We start from the raw sequence: 24,365 nt of genomic DNA on the forward strand, positions 1-24,365 counted from the left end.
ACGGCCAGACCGTAAAGCGCCGGGAGCGTGAAGGGGCTCTGGCTGCCCCCCGTCGAGACGAAGGCCGGCCGCAGGGTGCTGACTTCGCTCAGGTCGCGGCCGTCGAAGCGAAGCCAGCGCACGTACCCACTCTCCGTGTCAGCCACGAACAGATCGCCGTTGGGTGCGAAGGCGAGCCGCCCGGGACGCTTGAAGCGGACCTCGGCAAAGGGCAGGGTGTCCCGCCAGCCGTACACCCTGGGGTCGCGCCCCTCGGCGACGGCATCGCTCGGTCCCACCGCCGTGCTCACCACCGGGCCCGCAGCCGCCGGATCGTCGATGATGCGGCGGATGTTGCCCGCCTCGCGGTCCGCGACCCAGAGCTCCCGGATGCTCCCACGCCAGCGCACGGCCAGGCCCGCGGGATACCGGAAGCGGGACTGGGCGGCAGGTCCGTTCACGACGCCCTTGTTGCTGCCCCCGGCATACGGATGCACGAAGCCTGTGCTCAGCTCCACCCGCACGATCCGAGCTGCGGCGGTATCGCTGCCGACGTCAGCCACGAACAGACTGCCGCGCCCGTCATAGGCCATGGCCCCGGGACTGGCCAGACGGGCGAAGGGGGGAAAACCCTCCGCGTACCCGGGCAGGCCATCCCCGCTCAGCACCGTCACCTGGGCCCGCGTCCCGTCCAGATGGCTGACCAGGCGCAGCTGATGGTTGCCCGTGTCAGCGACGACCAGGGTGCGCGCATCGATCACGGCCACCTCGGCCGGGTGGTCGAAACGGGCCTCCGCGCCTTCCACCAGTTCCGCTGCGGGCCCCGCGATTCCGTCGCCCGCCAGCGTGACCACCCCCCCGCCCATCGTCACCCGCCGCACCACGTGGTTGCCACGATCGGCCAGATACAGATGGCCTGCGGCATCGAAGGCCATCCCGGCCGGCTCGCCGAAGCGGGCCTGCTCACCTTGTCCGTCGAAGAAGCCCGGCACATCCCAGCCAGCCAGGCGGGTCAGGCGCGTCAGGCCCAGCACGCCGCCAAAGGGCACCGGGGTGGCCGGGGTCCAGGGCGTGAGCAGCGGACGCGGGGTCGGAAGCGGCGCGGTGGGGGTGGGCGTGGGCAAGGGGGGCGCAGTCGTGGGCGAAGCCACGACGGTGGGAGAGGCCAGCAGGGCGCTCGGAAGGGGAACCGGCGCGCTGGAGGGGGGAGGACTCGCCATGGTGGCGAGCGCCTGGGCCAGGTCCAGCTCGCGGCTGGCGATCGCCTGGACCACCGCCAGTTGCGCCTGCGGCTCGGCCAGCTTTTCCAGCACGGCCAGATCCAGCGAGCGTCGCACCAGCAGCGCGGCGAGATCGAAGTCTCGAGAGCTCACACCGTCCAGCGCGCCGGCCGCCCGCGAGAGCACGGCCGAGGTGACCAGCGTGGTGGCCGGATCGATGTCGTGAAACAGAACCTCTCCAGGCCTCGCCACCGTTTCCAGCACCAACGGCCCGGACAGACCGGTGCGAATGCCCACGCGGACGCGAAAGGGGCCGCCGCCAACGGGTAGCCCTTCCAGGCGATAGCGCCCATCCCCCCCGGTGAAAACGGGCTCGCCAAGGGGCTGTCCGACCGCCGTGAAGGCCTGCACCGGAGCCCCCACCAGCGGCGTCAGACTGAGCGCCGACAAGCGGGCGCGCCAGGCACGCGGCAGCGCAACACTCCCCCCCAGGCGGCTCAGATCGACAGGCCCCGGGGCGATCACCCCGGGCGGCACGCGCACCACGCCCGTCACGTGCGTGACCGTCACCGGCGAGGGCGCCGGCGCCAGGGAGGGCGAAGGGCTGAGCGCCGGCGACGGTGAGACGGCCGGCGAACGGGACGGACGCGGCGAGACCGCCGCCGGTGCGATCGGCACCTCCGGCGCGGCCGAACAGGCCATCAGGCCAGCCACCCCCAGCCCGAGGGCCCGAGGGCGCCAGCCGGAGGCTCGGATCGCCGCCAGCCTGCTCATTCTCGCGGCCCGTGGGACCGCGCCCCGGTTCGCCGCGCGATCCGCGCCAGCACCTGTCGCTTGCCCGCTGCATCCAGCGAGCTCCAGGCCGCGATTTCCGCGCAGGTGCGATGGCAGCCGAGACAAACGTCGCGCCGGGGCGACAGTTCACAGCGACGAATGCACGGCGAAGCAGGTTCCATCCCGACGATCGTACCAGTCGCCCCGCGCTCGCGTCTCGCCCGCCCGCCCGACCTCCCCGGAACCGGCTATGATGAGGCGCGCGCCACGCGTTCAGAAGGAGGGTCAGGATGCCAGACAACGACCGGGCGGTGATCGTCACGGGAGCGGCACGCGGCATCGGACGTGCAACGGCCAGCCTGCTGGCCAGCGAGGGCTGGCGGGTGGCCGCCGTGGATCAAGATGCCAGCGCGCTCGCGGCGCTGACGTCCGCCCGGCCGGACGCCGAACAGACCATGCTGCCGGTGGTGGCCGACGTGTCTGACAGCGCGGCAGTGCGGGAGATGGTGCGCACCGCGATGGAAGCGTTTGGCCATATCGATGTGCTGATCAACAACGCCGGGATCACCGCAGATGCGAGGCTGGAGACCATGAGCGAGGCGCAGTTCGACCGTGTGCTGGCCGTCAACCTGAAAGGCGTCTACGCCTGCACCCAGGCCGTCGCGCCCCATATGGTCCGCGCGAAGCAGGGCAAGATCATCAACGCGGCCAGCACGGTGGGACTGCACGGCAACTTCGGCCAGACCAACTATGCCGCCGCCAAGGGCGGCGTGATCGCCATGACCAAGACCTGGGCCAAGGAGCTGGGCCCCCTGGGCATCACCGCCAATGCGGTGGCCCCCGGCTTCATCGTCACGGAGATGACCGCCACGGTGCCGGCCAAGGTGCTGGCGCTGGCCGAGGCTCGCACCCCGCTGCGCCGCCTTGGCCAACCTGAGGATGTGGCCCGCGTTTATGCCTTTCTGGCCTCGCCGGCGGCCGACTACATCAATGGGCAGGTGATCGTGGTGGACGGCGGCATGAGCACCTGATAGCGGCGGTCCCCCGGCAGGTCTTGCGCTGGCCGCCCGACTGGCCAGGGTGATACGATCGCACCGCAGCTGGCTTCGGGAGGGTTTGACATGACACCAGACATCGGCATCGTGGGGGCTTTCGTGGCGGGCCTGCTCTCCTTCCTCTCGCCGTGCGTGCTACCGCTGGTGCCGGGCTACCTATCCTTCATCTCGGGGGTCAACCTGGCCGCCCTGCGCCAAGGCGACACGAGCCCGGACCAACCCGTGCCGCAGACCGGCGCGGTGTTCCTGAATGCGCTCTTCTTCGTGCTCGGTTTCTCGGCGGTCTTCGTGGCGCTGGGCGCCTCCGCCACCGCTCTGGGCACGCAGATGCTGGCCCAGTTACCGCTGCTGAGCAAGATCGCCGGCGTGCTGCTGGTCTTGTTCGGCCTGCATATGACCGGCCTGATCCCGATCAAGGCCCTGTACAAGGAAAAACGCTTTCAGGTCACCAACAAACCGCTCGGCCTGGTCGGGGCCTTCGTGGTGGGCTGTGCCTTCGCCTTCGGCTGGACGCCCTGCATCGGGCCGATCCTGGCAGGTATTCTCACGCTGGCGGCTTCCTCCGAGACGATCAACCAGGGCATCGTCTTGCTGGCCGCCTACTCGGCCGGCCTGGGCGTCCCTTTCTTGCTGGCAGCCCTTCTGATCAAGCAGTTCTACGCCTTCTTCGACTCGATCAAGGCCCATTTCCGCAAGGTGGAAATTGCCTCGGGCCTGCTGCTGGTCGTGGTGGGGGTCCTGATCTACACGGGGCGTCTGACGGAACTCAGCACCTACCTGCAAGGCGCCCCCTGATCGCGCCGTGAACCCGGCCAGCCTCGCTAGCCCGGGCCCCTGTTCGCCAAGTCGCGCAAAACCGGAGACACCCGGATCACAGCGCAGGCGTCCCATTCACCGCATGATGCTGGCCGGGGCCGCCCTCCCGGGGGCGGCCAGGGGCCTGGACCGCGGCATCGGTCCATCCGGAGGACACAACAGACCATGGTGAGGGCCACGATCCACTTCGCGCAGGCGCAACTATCCGTCTCCTTCGACTCCGAATATGCGTTCGTGAAATGGCTCGGCTATCTGAAGGAGCACGGGCTGGCGACCGCCAAACTGGCCGACCAGGACCAGAGCGTGATCATTTTCCGCGACCAGGTCCATTACATCGCCTCTCAGATGGCCGATTTCAGCCTCACGTGAAGAAAAATCCGTCTCAGGGGCCAACCATCACTGCACGACCCGCCTGACGTGGTATGCTGTTGCTGTGTGTCCTCTTCGCAGATCATGGCGTAGTTCGACTGTGAACCATAGCCACTCGAATGACTCAAGATGGCCTTTCTCCAAAGGGGCGACGATGACACACTGGGATTGGTACTAGGACTTCAACTGGTCGAAAACCTGAAGAAAGGCAGTCGAACTCAAACATGGCGACGCAAACTCTCACCTGTGCTGATTGCAGCACCAACTTTGAATTCTCCGAATCCGAGCAAGCGTTTTATGCCGAGAAAGGCTTCAGCGCCCCGCGTCGTTGCCGCCCTTGTCGTGACGCTGCCAAGGCGCAACGCAACCAAGGTGGCGGCCGCAGCGCCGGTGGCTTCGGTGGCGGCCCCAGCCGTCCGCGCGAAATGCACGAGGCCGTCTGCGCCACCTGCGGCACGCTGACCCAGGTGCCGTTCAAGCCCACGGGGGCGCGCCCGGTCTACTGCCGGAACTGCTTCCAGCGCTAAACCGTTAGAGACCACTCGGACTCTTTTCAGGCGGCCACACCAACGTGTGGCCGCCTGACTCATTTGTCAGCGCGCCAGCGCCAGCAAGGTACCCACGCGTTCGGCATCCGGCGTGACGAACAGCGTCCGCTCCTGCTCATAACGCACCAGCCCCGGCGGCCCGCCGGGGATTTTTTTCACGTGCTTCTTGCGGGTGTAGACCACCGCCACCTGGCTGCTGTGGCGCGCCGGGGAGAACCAGGCCGCCAGCAGGGCGGCCTCGCGCAGCAAGGACTCGCCGGGCTCTGAAGCCGAACGGATCACGACGTGGCAACCGGGGCCATCGCGCGTGTGTAGCCACCAATCGCTGGGCCGCGCCTCCTTGAAGGTGACCAGATCATTCTGGCGGCTGTTCCTGCCCACCAGCAGCCGCGCGCCGGAAGGATGTTCAAGCGTGAGGGGCTGTGGCGGCCGTCGCCCGGCCGGATTCGCCGGCGCGGCCTTGCCGTTCGAGCTGGCCAGCTCGGCCGCCAGTTCTTCCAGATCGCGCAGCTCACCAGCCCAATCCAACGACGCCGCCAGCTGCTCCAGATAGCGCTGTTCGAGCGCTCCCGCTTCCTGCAACGTCAGGCTCACGCGAGCCGCATTGCGGAGCTTCTGGTAGCGCTTGAAATAGGCCTGTACGTTGCGCGTCGGACTGAGGTCGGGCGCCAGCGCGATCTCGAGGGGGGGCGCTCCTTCGCGAAAGTAATCACTCACCGTCACGACCTTCTGCCCGACCTGCAACAGGTGCATGTGGGCCGTGAGCAGATCGCCCAGTTCGCGCACGCGCTCCGCTTCGCTGGCCTGCGCGATCGCGGCTTGCCAGGTGGCCATCCGTTCGGCCTGACGCGTCAGCCGCGCATCGACCTCCTGACGCAAGCGCCGCTGCAGCGTCAGGAAGCGCGTCGCCTGCTCATGGCCACCGAAATAATCGTCGAGCACGGCCGAGGCGGAGGCGGCGCCAACAGGGGCCGTGTCGCCCAGCCACCACATCGAAAAATCCAGTGCCTCCCCGTCGAGCCTGCGCGGCCCGAACCAGCCTCGACTCAGGCTGCTGGCCGCGCGCTGGAGCACCCCACGCAGCAACTCCAGGGACACCGCGGAGACCTCGATGGCGGGATCCCAGCCGGCTGTCAGCAACAGCTGCTGCGCGGTGCTGCGACCAAATCCGGCGATCGCGCGGCTGAGCGCATCCGCCAGGCGTCCCGGCTGGGCCAGAATCCGGGCCAGGTCGGCCTCCCCCAGGGCCCCGAGGGCGCACTTGCCCGAGGGCAGCGGCGGGGGATCGTAGGGTAGCCCCCCGGCCAGCTGCCGCACCCCACACATGGCCTCCGTCACCGGCCGCAAACAGCCGAGGATTTTTTCCGTGCCCCCGTCGACCAGGAACAGGTTGGCATACTTGCCAATCAATTCGATCACCAGACGCCGTTCGTACGGGTCGCCCAGCTCGTCACGTCCCGCCACCACCAGGACGGCGACACGCTCCAGGTCGACTTGCTCCACGCGCACGAGGCGAGCCCCCTCCAGATGCTTGCGCAGCTGCATGGTGAAGCCCGTGGGCACCGCCAGATTGGTCAGCGGGCGCCGGGTCAGGTGAAGGCGTGCGAACTGGTTCTGCACGCTGATATACAGCCGATGATTCTGCCCCGCGGCCCGCAAATTGAGGTAGAGTTCGCCGTGGCTCGGCTGCCCGACCTTGTCGATGCGAGGCTCGCCCAAGGCCCGCAACTCACTCACCACCGCCGCCAGCGCCAGCCCATCGACATGTTGCACGGTATGCTCCTTCCTTCGCCGGTCGGCCCCACGGCGGCATCAGGCGGCGCAGTGCGCCCCCCCGAGCAAGCGAAGCGCGCCACCGCGCCCAGCGCCCCAAGGTTCACGCCCCATCATAGCCCGGCGCCCGCGCTTCCGCCGGGAGCGCCCCGTCCTGGCGGGATGGGCCGCCCGCGGCGCGAGCGCCACCCGGGCCACAGCAGCAGCAGCGCAGCCCCAGCGGCCCCGAGCGACAAGGCCAGCGCCAGCCACCATCCGGGCGGCCGATAATGCAAGGTGAAGGGCACGTGCCCCGCCGGCACCGCCACGCCGAGCAGCAAGCCATCCACCCGCAACACCGGCAGTTCGCGCTCCCCATGAAACGCGTGCCAGCCGGCATGATAGGCCTCCGACACGACCACCAGACCAGGGCCCGAACCGCTCGTTTCCCCCGCCAGACTGGCAAAGCCGGTGCTTCGCAGGCTGGCCGTCCCAGGCGTCACGGCGGCGCCCAGAGGGGTCTCGAGCAGGGCTTCGCGCAGCGGCTCGAAGCGGGCGTCGTGGGTGAGCCGGGCCCAGCGTTGCGCCTCCGGCAGAACCTGAACCTCGGCGGGCCGCCAGACGCGCGGACACGCGCGGCGATTGACGAAGCTTCGAACCCTGCCGCTCGCTGCCTCGGCAAGCCAGCGAGGGGCTTTCAGGTGGCTTGCCACGGCCGGCGTGAGGGCCGCCGGGTCGAGGCGCACCCGGGTGCAGGCCAGCAAATCCAGCCCGTGATGCTCGCTGGCAAGCAGGTGCGGGTCGGCCAATTGCCCCCCCATGGTGAGCTGCCCGACCAGGCGGCTGTAGGAAGCCGCCAACAGGGGCTCATACCCATTGACCATTTTGAGCCCCATCAACGTACTGATTTGCGGATAAGCCAGGGCCACGCTGAGCGCACGATCGTGGTAGGGATACGGCAGACTGGAAATGGCCAGCAGCCGCGGCCCGTCGTGCGGCTGCAGGATCGGCAGGCGCGGCAACTCCGCCGCCGAGGGGCATAACCCGCGCCAACCCTGGTGATGGGAAAAGAGCAGCAGGTCCAGGGCCAGCACCCCCAACAGCCCCCCCTGGCGGGCTGAAGTGGGGCGCTGCGCGAGCCGGGCCAGGGCGAGCAAGCTGGCCAGCAGGGCCAGCCCTTGCACCCAGAGCCAGGCCTGATGGGGCGCCAGCGCCGCCCCCAGATCGACCCCCGCCGGCGCATAGGGGAGCCAGCGCGACGCCCACACTTCGCGACCGGCGACCAGCAGGCCTGCGACCAAGGCCATCGCCCCCCCCAGCAAGACCCCCGCCCCCCTCAGCGCCCGCTGGCGATCGCCCGGAGAGGCTTGCAGCCAGTGGGTGAGACCCAGCGCAGCCAGCACGGCCAGGGCCAGGTCCAGCTCCATCAGGTGCCGCCCCGGCACCCGAATCATGTTGAAAACCGGCAGGGCATGCCACACCCGGTACAGCGGTGTCGCATCGCCCAGGGCCAGCAGCAGGCCCAGCCCCCCCACCAGCCACCAGAAGCGCACCAGGCCGTCGTGCCGGCCCCGGCGAAGCGCCGTCAGCGCCAGCATCAGCGTGGCCAGGCCGGCATAGCCCATCAACTCGTTGCGCCAGGGCCCCTTGCCCCAGAACGGCACCTGGAAAAGGGTCGAGTCGAGCGTGCCGTAGAGATAAGGAAACACCAGGGTCGCCAGCTCCCGCACCGGCAGGGCATCCGCCGTGACCTCGGCATAGCTCAGCGTGTGACGCTGGCTCTCGGCCAGCAAGCCAAGCGTGGGCAGCCACTGGACGGCCGCGAGACCGATGCCGCAGAGCACGGCGCCCAGCGCCGGCCCGCGGGCCTCGGGTGGCAGGCGCCAGGCCGCGTAGGGAAAGCCCAGCAGCAAGGTCATCCAGACCAGCTGCGGATAACCGGCAAAAATCTGCAGGGCCAGCAAGGCCGCCAGCCAGGCCGCAGCCGGCCGCCAGGGGCCGGTCCTCAGCCGCTCGACCGCCCAGAAAATCGCCGGAATCAGGCCCGCCGCCTGGATCACCGTCAGATGCTCCATGTTGGCGAGCATGAAGCCGCTGCCCGTGAAGACCAGGGCCGCCAGCAGCGCCGCCGCCGGCGGACAGGCCAGCGCGCGAACATAGGCGAACATTACCCCCCCGCCGACCCAGTAGGCCAGCAAGACGCAGACGTTCATGGCCCAGGCCGTCGGCAGCAGCAAGAACAACCAGTTGGCGGGAAAGAACACGCCGGTCTGGCTGACGGCCAGCAAGGGCATCCCGCCGAACTGGAAGGGGTTCCAGAAGGGCCATTCCCCGGCGCGCAGCACGCTCGCGGTCAGAACGCGTTGCGGCAAGTACTGTCCCCAGCCGTCCCCGGGGGCCAGAACCAGCCCGTTGACGAGACCTGGCAGAAACAGCAGCAAGGGCCACACGAGAATGACGAGCAGCGGCCCGAGCGAGCGAAGGCGCGGAAAAGGGTTCACGGAGTCCTCTGGGCGATCTGACGGCCCATGATACACGCCCCCTCCGCGCCTGCTAAAATGCCTTCCATGCAGACCCCATTCGCCCACCTCGGCCCGATCGACCACGTCGGCATCGCCGTCCAGGACCTGGACGCCTCGCTGGCCTTCTACCGGGATACCCTGGGCTTGCCGCTGGTGGACATCGAAGTGGTGGCCGACCAGCAGGTGCGCACGGCGATCTTCTGCGGGCCGATCGGGCGGGTCGAGTTGCTGGAGGCCACCGGGCCGGACAGCCCGATCGCCAAGTTCATCGCCAAGCGGGGCGAGGGCATCCACCACGTGGCCCTGCGCGTCGAGGGCCTCGACGCCACGCTGGCGCGGCTCGCGGCCGAAGGCGTCCAGCTGATCGATCGCACGCCTCGCATCGGCGCGGGCGGTCACCGCATCGCGTTTCTCCACCCCAAGGCCACCGGCGGGGTGCTGCTGGAGCTGTGCGAACCCCACGAGGACTGAGCAGCGAGAGGTTTCCGGAGGGTCGCACGCTCCGGAAACCTCGGTCCACGACCAATCGAGCCCCCGGCTCCTGAAGGAGGGTCCCGTGTCTGTCGCGTCCCAAACAAGCCCCTGGCCCCTGCGCGCCACGCTGGGCGGTGGGGTCTTGAGCCTGCTGTCGCTGACGCCAGCCTGGGCGGAGGGGCTCTCGCCAGGCACAGAAGCGCGTATCCTGGTGATGCTGGCGACCGTCGGCTGCGTCGGGTTTGCCTTGCTGGCCTTGCCGTTTGCCTTGCCCCTGCGCCGGCGTGCAAATTCGGAAGCGTCGTGGGGGGCCCTGTTCGCCCACGTCTGCTTCTGGGGCGGGGCGGCGATGCTGCTTACCCTCCGCTATGCGCTGCTGGATGGCCCCTCGGAGGAGGCCACGTTCTTCCTGCTGCTGAGCGCTCTGCCGCTGGCGGGAGCGGTCTGGATCCACCGCTGGCGAGGCCGCAAGCCCTGGCCGGGCGCCCGCGTCGCGTTTGCTTTCCTGCCCGGCTGGATCCTGCTGGAGTTCCTGGCGCGGGGAGGCTCGCTGCTGGAGGATTGGCCCCAATCGGCGACCTGCTGGGCTTTCGCGGCGGGGGTGGTCTGGCTGACCGTGCGCCGACTTTCCGAAGCGACCGTCCCGTCGGGGGGGGCGCCAGCGGCCCCGCTGCCCGCGGAAAGCGCGCCACCGGAAGCGCCCGGCACCTGACCGGCCTGCTCCGCGCGCGTGGCCGCAGCCAGGCGCTTCGTGCTAGAATCCCTCGCGCCTTGCGACGTTGCGGCGCCAGAGCGGGCCCTGCGGGGCTGTCGAAGACGAGGAGATCCGGACCCCATGAAAATCCACGAGTACCAGGGCAAGCTCCTGATGGAGCGTTTCGGTATCCCCACCACCAAGGGACGCGTGGCCGATACCCCCGATGATGCCAAGCGCATCGCCCAGGAGATCGGCAAGAAGGTCGCCATCAAGGCCCAGGTGCATGTGGGTGGGCGCGGCAAGGCAGGCGGCATCAAGATCGCCAGCACCCCGGAGGAAGCCTACGAGGCCGCCAAGGCGATCCTCGGGATGGACATCAAGGGCCTCAAGGTCAAGAAGGTCCTGGTCGAGGAAGCCGTCGAGATCGCCACCGAGTACTACTGCGGCATGCTGTTCGACCGCGACGCCAAGCGCGTCATCATCATGTCTTCGGCCGAGGGCGGCATGGAGATCGAGGAAGTCGCCGAGCGGACACCCGAGAAGATCCGCAAGGTCTGGGTCGACCCGACCGTGGGCCTGACCGACTACCAGGTCCGCCAGCTCATCTTCGAAGGCGGCTTCGACAAGAAATACCTCAAGGAGGCCACCGCCTTCTTCAAGAACCTCTACAAGCTGATGGTCGAATCGGATGCCGACCTGGCCGAGATCAACCCGCTCGCGATCACCACCGACGGCCGCATGATCGCCGCCGACGCCAAGATCACGATCGACGAGAACGCGCTCTTCCGCCACAGTGAGCTGGCCGGCTGGAAGGAATCCGAGGAAGGTCACGAAATCGAGGAAGAAGCCGCTCGTCGGGGCCTGACCTTCGTCCACCTGGGTGGCAACATCGGCATCATGGGCAACGGCGCGGGTCTGGTCATGACCAGCCTCGACGTCGTCAGCCGGGAGGGCGGCAAGCCCGCCAACTTCCTGGACATCGGCGGCGGTGCCAAGGCTGACGTGGTGAAAAATGCCATCGAGGTCGTGCTGATGGAAGAAGGCATCAAGGGCATCATGATCAACATCTTCGGCGGCATCACGCGCTGCGACGAGGTGGCCAAGGGCATCCTGAATGCGACGGCCGACCTCAACCTGACGGTGCCCGTGGTCGTCCGCCTGTCCGGCACGGCCGAAGAGGAAGGGCGCCAGATCCTGGCGACGTCCGACAAGTTCCACCCCGCAGCCAGCATGCAGGAAGCGGCCCAGAAGGTCGTCGCCCTGGCCGGCCTGAAGTAAGCCCGGAGGCCCCCCATGAGCATTTTCGTCAACAAGCAAACCAAGCTGATCGTCCAGGGCATCACCGGCCGCGAGGGCGCCTTCCACACCGGCCAGATGCTGGCCGCCGGCACGGCCATCGTCGGTGGCGTGACGCCCGGTAAGGGCGGCACCCAGGACGCCAACGGCATCCCGATCTTCGACACCGTGCAGCAGGCCGTCACCGCCACCGGCGCCAACGCCACGATCATCTTCGTGCCGCCGCCGTTTGCGGCCGATGCGATGCTGGAAGCCTTCGACGCCAAGTTGCCTCTGGTGGTGTGCATCACCGAAGGCGTGCCCCTGCACGACATGATCAAGGTCTACGATCGCCTGCAGCACAGCGAATCCAAGCTGGTCGGTCCCAACTGCCCGGGCCTGATCACGCCCGGTGAGGCCAAGCTCGGCATCATGCCGCACCGCATCTTCAAAAAGGGCAACATCGGCCTGATCAGCCGCTCCGGCACGCTGACCTACGAGCTGGTGGCCGAGTGCACCAGCCGCAACCTGGGCATCAGCACCTGCGTCGGCATCGGCGGCGACCCGATCATCGGCCTGCGCTTCATCGACTGCCTGAAGGCCTTCGAAGCCGACCCGGAAACCGAGATCGTGGTGATGGCGGGTGAAATCGGCGGCTCCGACGAGGAGATCGCGGCCGAGTACATCAAGACCATGACCAAGCCGGTGGTCGGCTTCATCTCCGGCCGCACCGCGCCCCCGGGCAAGCGCATGGGCCACGCCGGGGCGATCGTCTCGGGCGGCAAGGGCACGGCCGAGGGCAAGGTCAAGGCGCTGGAAGGCGCCGGCGTGCCGGTGCCTCTGCGCATGCACGAGGTCATCGACGAAGTCGAGCGCAAGCTCAAAACCCTCGCCCCGGCCGCCCGCTGACCGGCGCGCGGTCGTTGGCTGCAACGACTTGAACCGACATCGGACAGGCGCCCTTCACCCGAAGTGAGGGGCGCTTTCCTGTGCCGGCCAAGGTCGGGTTCAGAACAGTCAAACCCCCGCCACCACAAGTTTGAGCGCAGAACAACACGGGTAAGAGGCCAGCATCGGCGAAACCAGGCACGCAACAAATCATGGAAAGTCCTTATGCCTCTCCGCATTCCCCCAAGCCAAGGACTCTCGCTGCTTCTGGCCGGTCTGTTAGTGGTTGGATGCGCCGGCCTCTTGCCGTTGGGCAACGATGAACAAACCGGGCGAAATTCCGGCCGGCTCGCCAAGACCACCACGGTTCCGGCTTCCGGAAGACCCGGCGTGACCGTGGATGCGGCGGTGGGGGGCAGCGGAACCCAAGCCGTCACAGGCAGTCAGACCGGCAGAGGCAATGGGGTTGCCCCGGCGAACACAGGCCCCATTGCCCTGGAGTCCGGCAATCGAAACCCGGACGTTTCGGCTTCGGGCGTCGCGCCCAGCCCCAAGATCGTCCAACCCAATGCGGGTTTCGGACTCACGCTGGACAATCCGCTGGCAGGCGAGTCGCCCACCGCAGTGGTGAACTATGATGCGGACGGACGGGTTGCTTCGCTCAGCTGGACGCCGGCCCCGCCCCGACTGACGTGGCGGGCCAAGGTTCTCGACCAGGCCTTTAACTTGAAAACGATCCGTTTATTGCTTTCCGCGAACGTGACGGCCTATCGTGTCATGCAGGGTGCCGGCACGGACGATGGCGGCTTCCCGCTCCCGCCGCCGGCCTCTGCGCCAGCCATTGTCGTCTCCCCCACGGCCTTTCCGTCCCCGCTATTGCCATCGCCGGTGGTCAGCACCAGCAGCCGGCTCGTCACCGAAAGCCTGCAACTCACGCCCGGCCAGTTGGGACTGCCGACGAAACTGGATGCAAAATCAGAGCTGACTCTCTCGCTATCGTTGGATCAGGCCGCTTTCCGGGACTACCTCGGGAAGCATAAACCGGTCGGCTCCGTCGATCTGACGATGAGCCTGGTAGACGACGGCGGGGTAGCGGTTCCCGCCGGGGCCAACCCGGCATTGTTCAAAGGTCGCTTCACCATCAAGTGAGGGAGGGCGCCATGCGCAAATTCCGTGTTTCGTCCTGGCTGCTTGGATGCCTGACAGTCCTGAGTGCAGGTTGCCTGGCCACCCCACTTCAGCAAAGTCCTGCCACGCCGAAGAAAACGGATGCAGCGCTGTTGCAAACCTTCAAAGGGGCACCGCTCCGCTACAAGTTGGCCCAAGCGGCAGATCCTGGCATCCAGCTGTGGGGAGCTCACATCAAGCTCAATGCGGCCCCCACGGCCCCCCAGTTGACCCAGGGGTTCCGCCTGAGGCGCTACCAGGGCTGGCCCGACACGCCGGAGCAGGTCCTGAACAATACCCCCTACCTCGACCGCACCATCAGCGGCTATCCGATCGAATTCAGCAACCACAGCGCCGGCAACACGTCGACTCACGGCAGCTATACCTTCGGGGACGGGTCAATGCTCTGGGATATGGGCAGCCAGACCAGCCCTTCGATCAGCTCGCTGCAATCGTCGCAGGATCCGGCCGGCAACACCTCCATGGGCGGTGCCGCGACAGGCTGCGGCCAGCGACTTTCAGGCTACGTGCAGATTCCATCCGATGGTGACTATCTCTTTGCTTTTTACGACCATTACGCGTGGTACCACAACGACAGTCGGTCGGGCTCCCTGGCAGACCCGACTCGGATTCTGACCTATTTCCGGATCGGCTCGCATGTGTTCAAGGAGCCGGATGTCACGCATTTCTCGTATGCCGGCTACCTGGCGCAGAACAACACCCCCGTCAGGCTCAAAGCAGGGCTGTACCCCTTCGACTATCTCAGTCACTACCTCTACGCCCATTTCACCATGGCCGTGGTTTACAAGGACTCTCCCACGGCTTCATCCTGGAAACGCTTCCCCACCAGCGCCTGGCAAGTGGCGCTGGACGGCACCAACCCCACCATCAATACGGGTGGCCAGGCTGAGCCAAGCTTCAGCGGCATCGGCGCCGCAGACTTCTCCACCGTGTCCTACAGCAACGCCGCCACCTACGAGAGCGGCTTCGATGCGCGCTGGAAAGGCCGCCTGGCTCGTGTCACCTACACCGTGCCGCGCGACCGCTACCTGGTGCTGCAAAGCGTCACCGCCCGAGACCTGGTCAATGACAGCGTGCGGCGCGCGTCACTGGTTCCCTTTGTCATGATCGACAACCTGTCCGTCTCTGCGCCCCTCGACCAGAACGGCCTACAGGGAGTGAAACTGTTCGCACCTGGAAGCGTCGTGTCACTGGCGGCGCCGGTCCTCACATCAAGCAGCACGAGTGAGTATGTCCCTGAAATTCTCGTCTCGGGCCTCTTGTTGTCGGAGGACGCCTTCTCGAAGGGAGGCGGTTGGGTCGGCGCCGGCAAGTGAGCCGCCCAATCGCAAGGTCTGAACAAGTTTACTTGACAGGGGAACACTCAAGTCTTTATACATGAAGACTGCCATCCCTCGTTCAGACCGCCCCACGTGGGCCCCCAAGGAGTCTGGTTGTCATGACCGTCGAAACCCCTGCCGCCGAAGAGAAAGGCCAACTGTCCATCCACGCGGAGAACATCCTGCCGATCATCAAGAAATGGCTGTACTCCGACCACGAAATCTTCCTGCGCGAGCTCGTGAGCAATGGCGTGGATGCCGTCAGCAAGTTGAAGCACGTCGCCCTGGTCGAAAACCTGGGAGAACTCGGTCCCTTCCGGGTCGAAGTGCGCCTCGACAAGGACGCCAAAACGCTGACGATCGAGGACAACGGCATCGGCATGACGGCGGATGAAGTGCGCCAGTACATCAACACGGTGGCCTTCTCCGGTGCGCAGGACTTCGTGCAGCGCTACCAGGTCGACGCCGAGAAGAACGCCATCATCGGCCACTTCGGCCTGGGCTTCTACTCCGCCTTCATGGTGGCCAACAAGGTCGAGATCCACACGCTGAGCTACAAGGCCGAGGCGCAGGCCTGCCATTGGGTCAGCGAGGGCGGCCTCGACTTCACGCTGTCCCCCAGCGACAAGGCGGAGCGCGGCACGCGCATCACGCTGCATCTCGACGAGGAAAACCAGGAGTTCCTGGAAGCGGTGCGCGTGCGCCACGTGCTGGAGAAGTACGCCCGCTACCTGCCGGTGGAAATCCTGCTCGACGGCGCCCACATCAACGGACAGGTCCCGATCTGGACGCAGTCGCCCACCAGCCTGAAAGACGAAGACTACCTGACTTTCTTCCGGGCGGCCTACCCCTTCGAGGAGGAGCCGCTGTTCTGGATCCACCTCAACGTGGATTATCCCTTCCGCTTGCAGGGCGTGCTGTTCTTCCCCAAGCTGAAGCACGAATTCGACGTCTCGAAGGGGCAGGTGCAGCTCTACTGCAACAACGTCTTCGTGACGGAGAACGTTCAGGATGTGATTCCGCGCTACCTGATGGTTCTCAAGGGCATGATCGACTGTCCGGACATCCCACTCAACGTGAGCCGTTCCATGCTGCAGAACGACCCTTACGTGAAGAAGATTGCGGGCCACATCACCAAGAAGGTGGCCGATCGCCTGCTGCAGCTGTACCGCACCCAGCGCGAGCAATACGAAGGCTACTGGGACGACATCCATCCCTTCGTGAAGTTCGGCATGCTCGAAGACGAGAAGTTCTTCGAAGCCGCCGAGGAGGCCGTCATCTTCCGCAGCACGGAAGGCAGCTTCACGACCGTCTCGGAGTACCTCGCGCGCAACGAGGAAAAGGCCAAGAACCAGGTCTACTACGCCGAGGCAGGTGACACCCAGACGACCTACGTGGAACTCTTCAAGTCGCAAGGACTTGAAGCGCTCTACACCCAAGGACCGCTCGACGTGCACTTCATCCACCTGCTCGAAAGCAAGAACCGTGAGGTCAAGTGGGTGCGCGTGGATGCGGGGCTCAGTGACCAGCTGGTCGACAAGAACGCCGCGCAGCTGCTCGATGCCGATGGCAAGACCCAGGACGAGAAGCTCAAGGAAACGGCCGAGCGGCTGCTGAAGGAGCGCGGCGTGGCGATCGAGGTGCAGCGCCTGAAGTCCGAAGACATCTCCGGCCTGATCACGCAGGGGGAGATGGAGCGTCGCCTGTCGGACATGTCGGCGATGTGGAAGGACCGCATGGAGCTGCCCACGCGCAAGACCCTGGTGCTCAACGCCAACAGCCCGGTGGTGCAGAAGATCCTGGTCAGCTCGGATGACGCGCAGGCCCGCGATCTGGCCGAGCACGTCCACGATCTGGCGCGCCTGGCCCACGAGGGGCTGAAAGGCGAGGAACTCAGCCGCTTCATCGCCCGGACGCACAAGCTGCTCGGCAGCTGAGCCTGCGCGCGAACGCGCCTCCTGATCCGAAGCGCCCCGCCAAGCTGGCGGGGCGCTCGTTTCGTGACAGGGGCCAGGCGGGATGGGCGTCTCGGCCAACCGCGAAGGGCTTGCCCTTGAGCCCTCGCCCAGGCTAGAAGCCGTAGTTCAGCCGCAGGGCCGAAACGGGCGCCAGGCCCGCCCCCTCCAGCCGGACGCCGACCCCCAGCTGCAGGTGAACGCTTTCATCGTGGTCCCAGCGCAGCTGCGGCAGCAGGTCGAGTCGCCCCCAGCCGCCGGGCTGCTGTTGCCAGTTGGCCTCGCCGCCCACGATCCAGGCATCGGACAGATGAAAGAAGAGACTGCCGTTAGCCAGCGCAGCCAGGCGCGTTTCAGCCTCTTCGCGGCGGCCACGCCCACCGGCCACCAGCAGGGCCGTCCAGTCCGGGTGAGGGCGCAGCGCGGTGACCCAGGAGAGGCCGGCTTCCGCCTCGCCCCGCTCCGGCTGGAAGCCGCCCAGCAGGTGAAAACCGTAGAGCACGCGCTGGCCGAAGGCTGAGCCCAGCTTGCCCTGGTAGGCCCCCTTCAGGTGGCGCTTGGGCTCATGCGGGTTGGCCACCTCCAGTTCCAGGGCGTGGCCATCGACCGGAACCCATTCGACCTCGGTGCCCAGTTCCAGTTCCTGATTATGCCAGTGCGCCACCGCGCCCACTTCGCGTTCCCCCCCACGCGCCCCGAGGTTGCGAATCAGGTCGAACATGATGGGTTCGGCCACCCAGTGATGGGGGTGGTCAGACGCGCCGGCACTGTGACGCTCGGAACGCAGGTGGTCGTGATTGGCCAAGGCCGGCGCAGGGGCCATCAACCAGCTCGCCAGGACAGCTGCAAGGGTCAGACGAAGGGCCACGAAGATACTCCTTTTTGCCTTGATGGCGTACAGCCGTTGAGCGAGGTCAGGCTGACGGGGTGGGTCAGTACTTGATGCGCAAGCCAAGCAGGGTGCCGCCGCCCAGCGTCACCTCATAACGATCGCTGGCGGCGTAGGCCAGGCTGATCGTGGTGTTCGGGCCGAGCGTCAGACGCTGCAGGGGATTGCGGGTCGCCAGGCTGGTCGCGTAGCCGTCTTCTCCGTACGGCACAGGATAGCCCCCCCGATTTTGTCCCTGGTCGAGCGTGAGCGTCACGTTGAAGCGCAGGGTGAAGGGCCATTGCAGGACCGAAAAGTGGTGCGCGACGCCGACGCCGAGATCCGGCAAGAGATAAGCCCGTTGCCCGCCATAGCCCGGGTCCAGGGTCACGCCACCAAGCAGACCGACGTGGAGCCCCCGATCCTCCGTGATCCGCCAGGTTCCCCGGGCAGCGGCCAGAAAGCGACTGTTGTAGTTGTCCGGCGTGGGCGTCGTGCTACGTAGCTCCAGACCCAGCGCCCCTCGCCCGAAACCATGGTCCCAGGCCACCCCGGACAGCCCGACGCCAAGCGCCTGACCGCTCACAAAATCAGCCACGGGGGCGGTGGATGCCTCGGCCGGCGAGGCAATCAGGGCCCAGGCGGCGACGCCCAAGCTCGCCATGGCAGCCCATGTGGTTTTCATCACGCGCATCCTCCTGCCCCCTATGGCCGAACGGCCGGGGACGCTGTGGGCTGTAAGCTGGGCACGACGGATGGGACCACCGCCGGCCGAGTGATGTCCGCCCCCGCGACGGCGGCCTGAGCCTGCTGGGTGGCGCGCAGGCTGTCAAAAAAAGCAGATTTCATGGCATCGGCCGCGGTCTTGAAGGCATCCCCTTGCAAGCGCCGCTGCTGCGTGGAGAAGCCCTCCACCGTGGGGTCGAGCAGGGTCGGGGAGGTTTTCCCGAGCCCTGTCACGGGTTGCAGCAAGGTCCCTGAGTAGACGTCCATGGCGAAGGCCAGCAGGGAGGAGCGTGCCTCGTAATTGGCGGCGTGACTGAACGAGGCGAACCAGCCGCCGGGCTGAGTCTCCGAGCGGCTGAATTCGGACTTGCCACCGACCATCAGCAGCAGATCGATCTGAAGCCGCCCGGCCAGTTTACGCAGGCCATCCAGCGAGGCCCCGCGCGCAAACTCACTGGGCACCGGCACCGAGCTGCGTACCAGGTTGGTGGCCACGGCCTCCCGGCCGAACTGGAGCAGCAAGGCCGCGCGTTCGTCTTCCGGCAGCGGCGGCTCGTAGTTGTAGAACAGCACGCCCAAGCGGGTCGGAAACGGGATGGCCGTGGTCCGCCGAAGCAACTCGCGCACCTCGGCTTCATCGGCGGAAACCGCGCCGGACTGGCCGATCAGGCTCGTGAAGGCCTCGGCTGCCGAGGCATCACTGGCCCGCGGCGCACCGGGGGGCATCATCGGCGTTCCGGCTCCGGGGGTACACGCGCCCAGCCCCAGCAGCAAACACCAGCCAAACAGGCCAACACGGAGTCGCTTCACCAGCAAACCTCCCCTCTCGCGACGGTGGGAAAACCCGCCCAGTTTAGCGCAGCAAACGGGCGGCCACAACAGGCGACACGGGCCCGCTGGATCGCGAAGGCGGGAGCAAAGCAGCTCCGCCCCTTCCCACCCAGAAAAAAGCAGGGTCGCCCGCTCAGAGAGTGGGCGACCCCGTCCAGGCAGGGGCCATACCGCTTTCAGCGTCGCCAGCTCCCCACCACGATGTGGACGTCGCGCTCAGTTGGCAGGAACAGGATCGGCCTGGCCACGCTCGCCGGCCGGCACCACCTGAAGGTCGGCCTCTCCGGAAGCGGGGGCCGGCGCCGCATCTTCCACTTGCTCGAGCGGAGCAACCGGAGGCAGATCCGTCACGCTGAGGCGGATCTCTCCGCCGCCGACCCGCGCGGACAGTTCGCCGGGGCGAGACAACTTGACGAACAGGCGCGTGAGCGGAAAGCCGGCGTCCGGAATGCCGGCCATCGTCCAGCGCGCCAGCGCCTGTCCCTGGCTGCGGCCGGAGCGCAGACCGTTGAAGTTGGGGGCAGCACCCGCAATGTCCAGGTAGGCCTGGTCATCCCCCAAGCGGTGCAGGCTGATCGCACTTTGCTCGATCCGACCGGAGACAGGCAGACGGAGGGTGCCGGCCTGGGTGTCGTAGTGGGCCTCCCCGATGCGAGGCGTGCTGATGCGCGCCGCGGGAGCAGCCGCCACGGGCGCCGCGGCCACGTGGATGGGCGCGGGTGCCGCCGGCTGGGCGATCGGCTTGGGGGCGACCGGATTGTGAATCACGGCCCGACCGGTTTCGGTCAACGCGATGCGCAATTCCCCTCCGTCCAGATCCAGGCGCGGCCGGGCACCGCTGTTCAGGCGGAAGGCCACCCGCGTGACCGGGCGGCCACCAGGCCCGCTCTGGGCCGCCATGGCCCAGCGGCTGATCGGGCCTTCGAAGACGTTCTCCGAGCGGCTGCCGCTGAAGATCGGCTTGGCCCCCGGCAGGTCGATGTACGCGCGGCCGTCCCCGAGCCGGTGGATCGCCAGCTGTTCCCGCTGCAACACACCGTTGTAAGGCACCGAGAGGACCCGTCGGGTGGAATCGTAATGGGCCTCGCCCACCTCCGCCACCACCGCGGCCTGCTGTTCCTCGGCACGCGTGGGAGCCAGGTCGAGGTCGCTGGCCGCATCGCGCCGCGCGATCGTGGCCTGGGTGGTGCCAGGTGCCGCCGCCGTGCGCACCGAGGTCGCAGCCGCCCCACCGGCGCGCCGCCGATGGGTGTGCGCCACGCGCACGGGCGTCGCGGCGGGCGCGGCCGCCGCAGCGGCCGAAACCGCGGCGGCGAGCTCCTGACGCGCGGGATCGACCCGCGTCTCGGCGCCCAGCATCCAGCCATCCACCGGCGCCGCTTCCCGTTCGAGTGCCACCATCATCGGGGTGTGCCCGTGCTTGCCGGCCTTGGTGAAGTCGCGATCGTCACTCGCGGGATTGCCCACGTCCACGATCGGGTCGAACTGCATGGGCGCGGCCTGCTCCGCGGGGGGGGGCGCCACCGCGGCCATCGCGACGCTCTGGTCGGCGCTCACCTCGCTCACGAGGGTGGCATCGGCCGGATGCTGCCAGCTGGACAGCGGCACCTTCTGCCAGGCAGCCAGGCCGATCAGGCCCGCCGACGTGCCCAGCACGCCCAGGGTCAGAGACAAGCGTTTGACGTTGATGCGCAACTTCTTCATGGCGGTGGAAGCACCTTTCGACCCGGGCGGCGCGGCCGCAGGATCATCCAGAACGGGACAAGCTTCCTCATCGTATGGCCGGTAAGCCGCACCCTGCGGTGATCCCATCCACAAGGGTTCTGTCACCCCGACGGTCGCCAGCGCCGCATCGCGGCCCCGCTGGGGCGTTTGCTCCAAAGGACCCGGCAAGCTTCCCCCCGGATCGCCGACGCCCTCCAGATCTTTAATCTATCCTTAACGAAATATTTGCCCCAAGTTAGAGGATAAGACTGGTGCAGGTGGGAGGGACGCGAGGGAGGAAACGCCGATTTCACGCGGGAAAGGTCTGCAGCGGCTGCTTCTGGCCGGGCTGATGTCTCTTCTGACCGCTTGCGGCAGCCCCCTTTCGGCGCCCCGAGGCGTCGTCACCCCGGTCGCCACGGAATGGGCCGCCGAAGGGGTCGAGCGGGGCGTCGATGTCGCCTTCAACGATGCGTACCTGGAACGAGCGGAGCTGAACGAGTCGCTTTGTCGCGCCAATCCTCGCAACACCGACAAGGCCCTGCTGCGCCTGATCAACGGGGCGCGCGATCACATCGACGGCGCCTTCTATGACATTGAGGACCTCGGCGTGGTCGACGCCTTGCTGCGCGCCCGCAAGCGAGGCGTCACGATCCGCCTCGTCACGGACAGTGACAACATGGTGGAGAAAGCCCATCCGGACCAAGCCCGGCAGGCGATCAGCCGGCTGAAAGGTGCCGGCATTCCAGTGATCGACGATCGGCGCTCGGGCATCATGCACCACAAGTTCATGGTGGTGGACAGCCGGGTGGTCTGGACCGGCTCGACCAACCTCACGCCCACGAGCCTCTACCGCCACAACAACAACGCCCTGACGATCCGCCAGGCGCGCCTGGCCAGCGCCTTCGAGCGTGAATTCGAACGGCTCTTCGTGCGCCGAGAGTTCGGCAAGGCCGCCCGTGTTGAAAGCCTGCCCAGTGACATCATTTCGATCGGGGAGGGCGCCACCGTGCAAGCCTTCTTCTCCCCGGCCGGACGCGGTCGGGCCGCCGTGGTCAAGGAATTGCAGGGGGCCCGCCAGCGGATCCGCTTCATGACCTTCTCACTGACCGATCCGGAGACCGGTGCCACCTTGATCGAAAGGTCCCGAGCGGGCGTCAAGGTGGAAGGCATTTTCGATCGCTGGCTGGCAGCCGGGCAGTTCAGCCTGTTCGAGAAATTCAAGGCTGCCAAACTGGAGGTGCGGAAGGATGGCAATGAGGCCCTGATGCACCACAAGATCATCGTGGTGGACAGCGGAACGGTCATCACGGGCTCCTATAACTACTCCCAGAACGCCGAGAACAACAACAACGAGGCCTTCTTGATCTTCCGGGGGGCCCGCAACCTGGCCCGCGCCTACACCGGAGAGTATGACCGTCTGCGCCACGCGGCCATCACCAACCGCCCCCCCGCCTACAAGGCCCCGGACCCGGAAGGACAGGCAGCCGAGGGGCCCTGAGCCAGCCGGGAGCTGAGGCTTTTCTGACCAGGGCAGCCGCTCACCAGGCAGGCGGCAGCGGCCCCAACGCGCCGGCAGCCACCAGTCCGACCAGGCCATTGGGAGCCTCCACCTTGTACCAGCTCCCCAGTCGCCCCATGTTGGTGACGATGGTGGCCGGCGGCAACTGGCCGATCACCTGACCACGGGAGGCCGAGGCATACAGCCGGGCGCCGCTGGCCTGGACGTACAGATCACCCAGGAATTGAGGCCTGGCGACCTCTCGCAACTCGGCGCGCGGCAGCCAGCGCGCGGCATACCGTCTGCGCGGGTAGACCCGTCGGGCCAGACGAGGCGCCAGTCGTCGCGCGCGCGTGCCACGAACGGCAGCCGGTCGCTGGACTGGCTTGCCCCTTTGGATCCCGGCCGAGCCGACCGCGCCCCGCGTGGAGCGGAGCGGCTCGCGGCGAGCGGACGGACGGGCCGGCGCCGGGCTGGCACGGAGTGCCTGCGCGATCACCCGCGCCTTGCGCAGGGCCGCGAGCGCCTGCTGGGGGCCTGGCCGCTCCGGCCGCACCAGAGCGGCCTTCGCCACGGGCGCGCTCAGCCGGGGCGGAGCCAGGCGCGGGGGCCGGTCGGGCTTCACGGGCCAGGCGCCCGCGGCAGCGGCCTGGGCCGGCGGTAAGGGCTCGCCAGCCAAGGTCACGAGGCACAGGGCAAGAGCCCAGATCACGAACAACAGGGGACGCAAGGGGTTCACACCGGAAGGCACAGCTGCCGTGGCCTGTTCAGACCACGACCCGACTCCGTTTTACCCCGCAGCCCCACTCGGGTCCGTGACCACCATCCAGCACGTCTCGGCGCAAAAAGGCCCTCCCCGGAGGGAGGGCCGGCGCCGGACCCGAGGGTCCCAGCGCGCTATTTACCGCCCTTGACGGAAGCGGAGGCACTCTTCAAGGACTTGGCCACGGCATCAAAAATCTTGCCGAGCTCGGTGCGCATGGTCCCCAGCACGGTGATCAAAGCGACCGACACGAGGCCCAGAATCAAGCCGTATTCGACCAGAGACTGGCCGTCTTCCTCCTGAAGCAGTTGCATCCACTTCGTCATCGAGAGACTCCTTCACTTGAAACGCACACGCGCCCCGCACGGGACACCGGGCAAGCCCGTCACGGGTGATATCGCGGATTCACTTCAAGATCTTGCTAAAAAATGATGAAGTTTCAGATCGTTCGTCGATGGGGCAGCGGGGTTGCCTCCCGCGCCCGCACGTAGCGATTCCAGGCGGCCACCTCCCGCGTTCGCCGATAGGCCTGTCGCAGCGCTCCGAGCTGACGGCGATAGACATCGAGGTAGCTGCGGTGCATGTCCGTGACCAGATCAGGGTGGTGAAACGCCTTGCGGTGGTGCAAGGCGGCCCCCAGGAGCTCTCGCCGCAGCCGGCGATAGAGCGCCGACGCCTGCAAGTCCAGCTCTGCCATAGCTCCAACCTCACTTCCTCCAAGCACGCATGACGCGTCGAACGCTCCGACGCGACACCCAAACCGCGCAGGGGGCTTTCCGCTCCCCTCAGCCTTCCTGCAGGGACTGACCGACGGCCAGCAGTTCGCGGTGATAGCGCAGGGCTCGCCGCTTGCCCAGGCCCGGAATGCTGAGCAGCTGGTCCAGCGACTCGGGACGGCGATTCGCCAGATCCGTCAGCATGGAATTGGGGAAAATGCGATAGGCTGGCTTGCGCAGGCGCAGCGCCGTGCGGCGACGCCAGCGATAGTAGGCGCGATAAGCAGCATCCGGGGCAGCCTCCTGGCAGGGATGCCCGTCCAGCTGGCGCAGCTGGGCCGCCCCGGCCGCCGTCAGGCGCAGGGAGGGGTAGAAGCCAGCCGCACGGCCAATCCAGCCCAAACCCAGCACGTCCGCCACGCAGG

Annotated in this window: 24 protein-coding genes; 12 read left to right on the top strand and 12 right to left on the bottom strand. The window is 67.3% G+C overall.

The window, feature by feature from the left end:
- Nucleotides 1-1,973 (bottom strand): hypothetical protein (locus tag VKP62_15865; protein MEB3198673.1); only part of this gene is annotated, 1,973 nt, incomplete at its 3' end.
- Nucleotides 1,970-2,155: a DUF1289 domain-containing protein gene (locus VKP62_15870; protein MEB3198674.1), complete on the bottom strand. Its 186-nt coding sequence runs from the start codon at nt 2,153-2,155 to the stop codon at nt 1,970-1,972. The genes VKP62_15865 and VKP62_15870, both read right to left, overlap by 4 nt.
- Before the next feature lie 108 nt (nt 2,156-2,263).
- Between VKP62_15870 and fabG the strand changes: the two genes are divergently transcribed.
- The 4 genes from fabG to VKP62_15890 all read left to right on the top strand — a co-directional run bounded on the left by fabG (nt 2,264) and on the right by VKP62_15890 (nt 4,740).
- Nucleotides 2,264-3,004: a 3-oxoacyl-ACP reductase FabG gene (gene fabG, locus VKP62_15875; protein MEB3198675.1), complete on the top strand. Its 741-nt coding sequence runs from the start codon at nt 2,264-2,266 to the stop codon at nt 3,002-3,004.
- Nucleotides 3,005-3,094: 90 nt separating this feature from the next.
- Nucleotides 3,095-3,823, top strand: coding sequence for a cytochrome c biogenesis protein CcdA (locus tag VKP62_15880; protein MEB3198676.1), 729 nt, complete (start codon nt 3,095-3,097; stop codon nt 3,821-3,823).
- Between the two features lie 186 nt (nt 3,824-4,009).
- The gene (locus VKP62_15885) at nt 4,010-4,213 is read left to right on the top strand and encodes a hypothetical protein (protein ID MEB3198677.1); all 204 of its coding nucleotides are present in this window, start codon (nt 4,010-4,012) and stop codon (nt 4,211-4,213) included.
- Nucleotides 4,214-4,437: 224 nt separating this feature from the next.
- The gene (locus VKP62_15890; protein MEB3198678.1) at nt 4,438-4,740 is read left to right on the top strand and encodes a CxxC-x17-CxxC domain-containing protein; all 303 of its coding nucleotides are present in this window, start codon (nt 4,438-4,440) and stop codon (nt 4,738-4,740) included.
- Between the two features lie 66 nt (nt 4,741-4,806).
- Here the strand turns inward: VKP62_15890 and VKP62_15895 are convergent, their stop codons facing one another.
- Nucleotides 4,807-6,534, bottom strand: a complete 1,728-nt coding sequence (locus tag VKP62_15895; protein ID MEB3198679.1) for an NFACT family protein — start codon at nt 6,532-6,534, stop codon at nt 4,807-4,809.
- Between the two features lie 113 nt (nt 6,535-6,647).
- Nucleotides 6,648-9,014 carry a hypothetical protein gene (locus VKP62_15900; protein ID MEB3198680.1) on the bottom strand — a complete coding sequence of 789 codons (2,367 nt, stop codon included), beginning with the start codon at nt 9,012-9,014 and terminating at the stop codon, nt 6,648-6,650.
- 66 nt (nt 9,015-9,080) lie between these two features.
- Here VKP62_15900 and mce point away from each other — a divergent pair, with 66 nt between their 5' ends.
- From mce to htpG, 7 genes are all read left to right on the top strand, one after another.
- Nucleotides 9,081-9,506, top strand: a complete 426-nt coding sequence (gene mce / locus VKP62_15905; GenBank protein ID MEB3198681.1) for a methylmalonyl-CoA epimerase — start codon at nt 9,081-9,083, stop codon at nt 9,504-9,506.
- Between the two features lie 85 nt (nt 9,507-9,591).
- Nucleotides 9,592-10,221, top strand: coding sequence for a hypothetical protein (locus VKP62_15910; GenBank protein MEB3198682.1), 630 nt, complete (start codon nt 9,592-9,594; stop codon nt 10,219-10,221).
- Between the two features lie 123 nt (nt 10,222-10,344).
- The gene (gene sucC, locus VKP62_15915; protein ID MEB3198683.1) at nt 10,345-11,484 is read left to right on the top strand and encodes an ADP-forming succinate--CoA ligase subunit beta; all 1,140 of its coding nucleotides are present in this window, start codon (nt 10,345-10,347) and stop codon (nt 11,482-11,484) included.
- 15 nt (nt 11,485-11,499) lie between these two features.
- Nucleotides 11,500-12,390 carry a succinate--CoA ligase subunit alpha gene (gene sucD, locus VKP62_15920; protein MEB3198684.1) on the top strand — a complete coding sequence of 297 codons (891 nt, stop codon included), beginning with the start codon at nt 11,500-11,502 and terminating at the stop codon, nt 12,388-12,390.
- A 282-nt stretch (nt 12,391-12,672) separates the two neighbouring features.
- On the top strand, nt 12,673-13,518 hold the full coding sequence (locus tag VKP62_15925; GenBank protein MEB3198685.1) for a hypothetical protein: 846 nt from the start codon (nt 12,673-12,675) through the stop codon (nt 13,516-13,518).
- An 11-nt stretch (nt 13,519-13,529) separates the two neighbouring features.
- Nucleotides 13,530-14,873 carry a hypothetical protein gene (locus tag VKP62_15930; protein ID MEB3198686.1) on the top strand — a complete coding sequence of 448 codons (1,344 nt, stop codon included), beginning with the start codon at nt 13,530-13,532 and terminating at the stop codon, nt 14,871-14,873.
- Nucleotides 14,874-14,995: 122 nt separating this feature from the next.
- Nucleotides 14,996-16,813, top strand: a complete 1,818-nt coding sequence (gene htpG / locus VKP62_15935; GenBank protein MEB3198687.1) for a molecular chaperone HtpG — start codon at nt 14,996-14,998, stop codon at nt 16,811-16,813.
- Between the two features lie 133 nt (nt 16,814-16,946).
- On the opposite strand, the gene VKP62_15940 is transcribed toward htpG, so the two are convergent.
- The 4 genes from VKP62_15940 to VKP62_15955 all read right to left on the bottom strand — a co-directional run bounded on the left by VKP62_15940 (nt 16,947) and on the right by VKP62_15955 (nt 20,960).
- Complete coding sequence (locus VKP62_15940) at nt 16,947-17,699, bottom strand: hypothetical protein (protein ID MEB3198688.1); 753 nt, start codon at nt 17,697-17,699, stop codon at nt 16,947-16,949.
- Between the two features lie 64 nt (nt 17,700-17,763).
- On the bottom strand, nt 17,764-18,384 hold the full coding sequence (locus VKP62_15945) for a hypothetical protein (GenBank protein ID MEB3198689.1): 621 nt from the start codon (nt 18,382-18,384) through the stop codon (nt 17,764-17,766).
- 20 nt (nt 18,385-18,404) lie between these two features.
- Nucleotides 18,405-19,235, bottom strand: coding sequence for a hypothetical protein (locus VKP62_15950; GenBank protein MEB3198690.1), 831 nt, complete (start codon nt 19,233-19,235; stop codon nt 18,405-18,407).
- A 237-nt stretch (nt 19,236-19,472) separates the two neighbouring features.
- Nucleotides 19,473-20,960 (bottom strand): hypothetical protein, encoded by a 1,488-nt coding sequence (locus tag VKP62_15955; GenBank protein MEB3198691.1) that lies wholly within the window; start codon nt 20,958-20,960, stop codon nt 19,473-19,475.
- Between the two features lie 352 nt (nt 20,961-21,312).
- Here VKP62_15955 and VKP62_15960 point away from each other — a divergent pair, with 352 nt between their 5' ends.
- Nucleotides 21,313-22,461 (top strand): phospholipase D-like domain-containing protein, encoded by a 1,149-nt coding sequence (locus tag VKP62_15960; protein ID MEB3198692.1) that lies wholly within the window; start codon nt 21,313-21,315, stop codon nt 22,459-22,461.
- Between the two features lie 40 nt (nt 22,462-22,501).
- Here VKP62_15960 and VKP62_15965 read toward each other — a convergent pair whose 3' ends face one another.
- From VKP62_15965 to VKP62_15980, 4 genes are all read right to left on the bottom strand, one after another.
- A complete protein-coding gene (locus VKP62_15965) occupies nt 22,502-23,191 on the bottom strand; it encodes an SH3 domain-containing protein (GenBank protein MEB3198693.1) in 690 nt (229 codons plus the stop codon).
- Between the two features lie 167 nt (nt 23,192-23,358).
- Entirely contained in the window at nt 23,359-23,550 is a 192-nt protein-coding gene (locus VKP62_15970; protein ID MEB3198694.1) for a Flp family type IVb pilin, read from the bottom strand.
- Between the two features lie 113 nt (nt 23,551-23,663).
- Nucleotides 23,664-23,921, bottom strand: coding sequence for a hypothetical protein (locus VKP62_15975; GenBank protein MEB3198695.1), 258 nt, complete (start codon nt 23,919-23,921; stop codon nt 23,664-23,666).
- 88 nt (nt 23,922-24,009) lie between these two features.
- The coding region (locus VKP62_15980; GenBank protein ID MEB3198696.1) for an HRDC domain-containing protein at nt 24,010-24,365 on the bottom strand (356 nt) is incomplete at its 5' end.

Source organism: Candidatus Sericytochromatia bacterium, from assembly GCA_035285325.1.
Lineage (GTDB): Bacteria > Cyanobacteriota > Sericytochromatia > S15B-MN24 > JAQBPE01 > JAYKJB01.